Here is a 5,018-nt window from a genome sequence, read left to right on the forward strand (position 1 = left end):
TCAGTTGGTTAGAGCAGCGGAATCATAATCCGCGTGTCGGGGGTTCGAGTCCCTCCTCCGCTACCACCACTCCCTTGCGGTTGACAAAGCTTGAGGGTGAAGCCGTTCCAGTGTCCGGCGCTGTCCCCTTCGTTCCCGCCTCTGTCTGTCCGATCATTACGCTGGCGCAACGTGCCGGCATTCTGGTTCCAGCTGTCGCGCAGCCCGTGACAGACGCCGATTAGTGCAGATATTTCTGGTGGCTTGGCGATTGCTTGGGTGCAGCCTTGGAAGGCAGATTGTCCGTTCAAGACGAAGGAGCGTCACTTTCGCCCTCGGCCATGACCACCTGCACCCCCTTGCCACAAATAACATGATTCGGCTGCCTTCTGCATCAACCTGATTGGTGTGCAGCCCCGCGTGGCTCATCTGCAATCCTGTGACCGCCCCTCGACAACTTGACCCTGCTCGTACCCTTTGTCAGCCCCTTGCAAGAACCGGCAGCTGTCTGACTGACCGATTGCGACCCTGATTCCTAGACGGGCCAACGCTTGGTCCGGGCCAGTTGAGGTGGTACAGGGCAAGGATGATCTGCGTTTTACCGGAACACCCGCTGCAGCACGGGAACCTGCCCTCCGACCAAGGCAATCGCGGAAGAGACTGCCCAGGCAGCCAAGGCAACAAGGAACCCTGAGGCCATTGAGTCCGGGCCCAGTGCCCCCGTAAGCTGCCTCAGTACGACAAGATGCACAGCATAAATTCCCAAGGAAACCGATCCGAGGCGGCGAACGAATTGGGCAGCGACCTTTTGGCGAATGTCGATGCTGAGGAAGAGCAGCGCTGCGCCGAAACCCAAGGGCAGGGTCCCCAGAACGAAATCGACGCCTGTCGGAGGGACGTCATAGGCTGACCATAGAAAGGCAATTTCTGCAATGGTAAGAGCCGCTCCGATGCCCAAAAGGCGGAAAGCGGTATTGATATTGGCCTCTACTTCGTATCGCCGCAGCAGCACCCCCAGGCTCACGAAGATCAGGCCAAAGCAGGCCCCATTGCGCGTGCTGAAGGGGAGCGAGATCTCGTCATAGGGGGTATCCAAAACAACAGGAGCATAGGGTCCAAACAAGAGACCAATAGAGAAAAGCACTGCCGACACAGCGAACAGAACCTTTGCCGAAAAGAACTGAAGCACGATTGCAGCAATGAGAAGACAGACCCCGAGGCTTGGGAGAAACCAGAGATGATACCCTGATCCACCATAGGCCAGCATGGCGAGGGTATGCCGCGTACCCTCCAGGAACCATAATGGTTCTCCCTCAACCCAAGCATAGAAGGCCACCCAAAACACGCTGACCGGAAACAATCTGGTGAAGTACTTGATCGTCAGGCTCACCCAGTTTCGTCCGGCAGGCATAAAGTATCCGGACAAGACAAAGAAAAACGGCACAGCCCATCTCGCGGACTGATTGAGGGCTTCATAGAAATAGCCGGTATCGCCATACTCGAAAGATTTCTGATGGATCAAGATAACGGCAAGGCAGGCTATGATACGGCCGAGTTCAATTCCAGAAAGTCTTTCCACCCGAGACGGGGCCATTCCCGGCTGGTCGGATCCATAGCCCCCATGCGGCCATACTGCGTCTGCTGTGGCGGCTGTCATCAATGAAGTCCGTTAGCCGGAAAATGATTCATGAAGGCTATTTGGTATTCGAATGATTGCCGGTTCTACCCAAGGCATGAATGCCAAGATGAAGATGACGCCTCTTCCATGCGCCAAAATATTCTGCAAGTTTGTATTCGAAGGCTGGAGTAACCGCTTGGTTGCACGTCAGACATGGGCCAAAATTCATGACTGGCCGCATGCCTTCAACGCAGTGATGCTGCGTCCGCCCGGCCATTCTGCCGCCGGATCTTTGACCGGACATCAGTCATGACCTTGGGATCGCGACATGCCATCATGCAAGGTCGCGTGGAGACCTGTTGATGAGGCAAAAAAACCGTTGGAGCAGGCGCGGGAAGAAGTTGGCCCGAAGGAGTGCCGCCTGTTGAAATTCGCTGGAGGCCACCAAGTCATGCCGGCTTGTCCGACCATCCGCATACCGCTTTCCTTCGACGGTATAGCTGATGCCGTTGCATCCCACGAAGGGATGGCTGGCATTCTCATCAAATCCCACAATGAGTACCTGTTTGCCAGCGCGCGTCACATATCTTCCGCTGTAATTTATTCGAGGAAAGGTCATCTAAACATCCCGACACTAAAACACCTGACTTCGATTTCCAGTCAGGCAACACACATGCTCAAGGTCTTGACGCGGGGGGCAGGGCAGCGAATTCACATGCTGCCATTCCTTCAGCGTCGTCCGGCCTCTGCTCCGCCGTTTTTCTGCAGATCCTGCCGGCTTACTAAGCGACAAGGTGCCAGACAGTCAGCAGGAGCACAGAAGCTGTCCGCCAGTCACCCGGCGGACAAGTCGATCAAAGAATGAAATCGCCTTCATTCAGTTGCGTCACGCCGTTGATCCAGATTTCGAAGTCGGCCTGATGGTCGCCGTTCACGTCGCCGCGAACGATCACGCCACCTGCCTGCCTGACATACCACACAGAGTGGTCCTCGGCTTCTGTGCCTGCGAACATGAACTGCTGATTTCTGGCTGCGTGGGTGTTGGCGTCGATACCCGACAGGTCGATCTCATCCAATCCTGCCTGGAAATGGTTGACCTGATCTCTCTGGCTTCCGAACCGGCTGTCCATGACGCTGTTGAAGACGAACACGTCGCGGTCGGCTCCTTCGCCACCGTACATGATATCTTTCCCCAAGCCCCCAACCAGCGTATCGGCACCGGCGCCGCCACCCAGCATGTCATTGCCCAAGCCTCCGACCAGCCGGTCGTTTCCGGCGTTCCCGACAAGGCGGTCATTGCCGGCGGCACCGTTCAAAACGTTGTTTCCGGCATTCCCGGTGATGGTGTTGTCGAGGTTGTTTCCGGTCGCGTTGACATTGCCGGCACCGGTCAGCGTCAGATGCTCGATATGGCTTCCGAGCGTCCAGCCGATTGCCGACTGGACACGATCGATGCCGCCGCCTTGGCTTTCCGTGGTCACATCCCCTGCTGTCACGAGATAGATATCGTTGCCCGCCCCGCCGATCAGTTGGTCGCGCCCGGTGCCGCCATTCAGGACGTCGTTGCCAAAGCCGCCTTGCAAGATGTCATTGCCGGCTCCGCCCAACAGCGTGTCGTTGCCGTATCCGCCGAACATCCGGTCATCGCCACCCCAGCCCTCGAAGCGATCGTCGAACTGACTGAGCCGGATCGTATCGTTGCCGCGCAGGATTTCGGCCATCAGGGCGCGATCATCTGCATTGCCGAACGTCTGGGCCACGTCGTTGAGCCGCGAGGCAGAGACCGAGATGTCCTGCATGTACCAGATGTCTTCGCCGGAGTAAGTGGCCTCCCCCATCGCTGTGACGGTCCCCCGGTTCACGTAGCCCGAAGAATTGAACCCGAAGCCATGGCCCAGAAATGCGACCAGAAGATCGGTACTGCCATTGTAGCCGTTGACGACATAACGGTCTTCGTAGGTTTGCCCGGCAAATTCCACATAGGCATTGTCGATAAATTCGTCGTCGTAAAAATGGCGGACGTAGAAATTCAGGTCTACCGAAAAGCTGTCAATACCTTGCTGTGCTTCAATCAATGCCATGGCTTAAGTTCCGATGTGCCGACATCCTGCTTCTACCACCGATCAGACCATAAGAATGCCTATGCATATAGACAGGTAAGGACCAGGGACTTCCGCAAAGCAGGCTTCTTTGCAAAGGGGGGCGCCTGTTTTGGTGACATGCACATCAGGGGGGAGAAGGCGGCCCCGCTTCTCAGTATTTGCTCAGGCCATCACCTGACTTCTGCTGCATGCGCTGATTTTTCATCGGTGATGAAGAAGGACCTAGGGCACGCGGCAATCCTGCCGGTCGCTTCACCCTCCTTCCATTTTTTTGCAGCGGATGGTAGCTGTGACACTTCTATCAGGTGTCGGCGCCAAGCTTTGTTCTTACGCATTCACATCAACCTCAGTGTGGCGAGACCACTGAGAAAGTTGGCGCGTTTACATATCGCTTCATGCTGCAGCCGGAAAATTGCAAGGCTTGGCGATGCAGTCCCTGTTCCTGCAAGGGTTCGGAAAAACATTGTCGGGTTCAGACCCCTACCTGCATGCAGGCAATGAAATCAGGCTGGAGCCTCGGTTGCTGCACATCGCCGGGTATAACGCCAAATTCCTTCTCTCGGGGGGGCACGATTCTTGTACAAAGGGACTCCCACGTCATCGTCGAAGGCAAGGCTGACAGCAGCAAGATGGCATGGGAGATGAACGCCCGCATCCCACAAGGCGAGCCTCGGATTGGCCACGGCACATGGAAGGCAGACATCCTGCGGACATTCGAAAAGGCATGCGCAGGAAAACAAATTGTTCCGCACTCATCTTGGCAGGACAACCTTATGTGGAGGTGAGAGCCCGGTGCCCGCGTCGCCCGTTCAACCTGATCACAAGCGGGTCAGGTGGGCGAAACTGCAGCGGCGCTGAAAGGCGCGCCGTGCGCGGCTGGTGTCAGCGATCGGTCCCTTGCCGTACAAGCTTTCAGAACATGGTTTTCGTCGTCTTACGCATTTCAGCAGCGCCAACTTTGATAGCGGGAATGGCCAAGGATGCTCCGCCGTGCAGCATATGCATTTTAATGCTGCAGTCGCAGCATTTTCTTACACCTGCAGGTTGCTTTTCCTGAAAATTTGAGGCTTATCTTAATCAAATCTTAAGCAGACACCAGAAAGCTTGCCCAATGCTCGTCTCTGAACGTGCCGATGCAGTGTATGCCTCGCAATCCAGTCCGCTGCCCTGCCGCAAGCAGATCATGGCTGCTGGCAGCCATTCACAACTAAAGTCCGGGATCCATCGCAACCCTGTCGGCGGTTGGTCCAAACGCGGTTTCGACATCGCGCTGATCCTGCTTGTCCTGCCGCTGCTGGGCCTGCTGATGCTGGGGCTGG

Annotated in this window: 3 protein-coding genes; 1 reads left to right on the plus strand and 2 read right to left on the minus strand. The window is 56.3% G+C overall.

From position 1 onward, the window contains the following. Positions 1 to 577: 577 nt before the first annotated feature. Together ACLHHB_RS17410 and ACLHHB_RS17415 are read right to left on the minus strand one after the other, a co-directional pair. The gene (locus ACLHHB_RS17410; RefSeq protein WP_410219547.1) at positions 578 to 1,636 is read right to left on the minus strand and encodes an acyltransferase; all 1,059 of its coding nucleotides are present in this window, start codon (positions 1,634 to 1,636) and stop codon (positions 578 to 580) included. Between the two features lie 815 nt (positions 1,637 to 2,451). Next, positions 2,452 to 3,678, minus strand: coding sequence for a calcium-binding protein (locus ACLHHB_RS17415; RefSeq protein ID WP_410219548.1), 1,227 nt, complete (start codon positions 3,676 to 3,678; stop codon positions 2,452 to 2,454). 1,132 nt (positions 3,679 to 4,810) lie between these two features. Between ACLHHB_RS17415 and ACLHHB_RS17420 the strand changes: the two genes are divergently transcribed. Then, positions 4,811 to 5,018, plus strand: a 208-nt coding sequence (locus ACLHHB_RS17420; RefSeq protein ID WP_410219549.1) for a hypothetical protein, incomplete at its 3' end; no start/stop codon positions are given.

The organism is Paracoccus sp. (in: a-proteobacteria), from assembly GCF_046462195.1.
GTDB lineage: Bacteria > Pseudomonadota > Alphaproteobacteria > Rhodobacterales > Rhodobacteraceae > Paracoccus.

Bases quoted from the DNA above. Each gene is read 5' to 3' on its own strand.
- ACLHHB_RS17410 (WP_410219547.1), bottom strand. From the start codon at position 1,636: ATGACAGCCGCCACAGCAGACGCAGTATGGCCGCATGGGGGCTATGGA.
- ACLHHB_RS17415 (WP_410219548.1), bottom strand. From the start codon at position 3,678: ATGGCATTGATTGAAGCACAGCAAGGTATTGACAGCTTTTCGGTAGAC.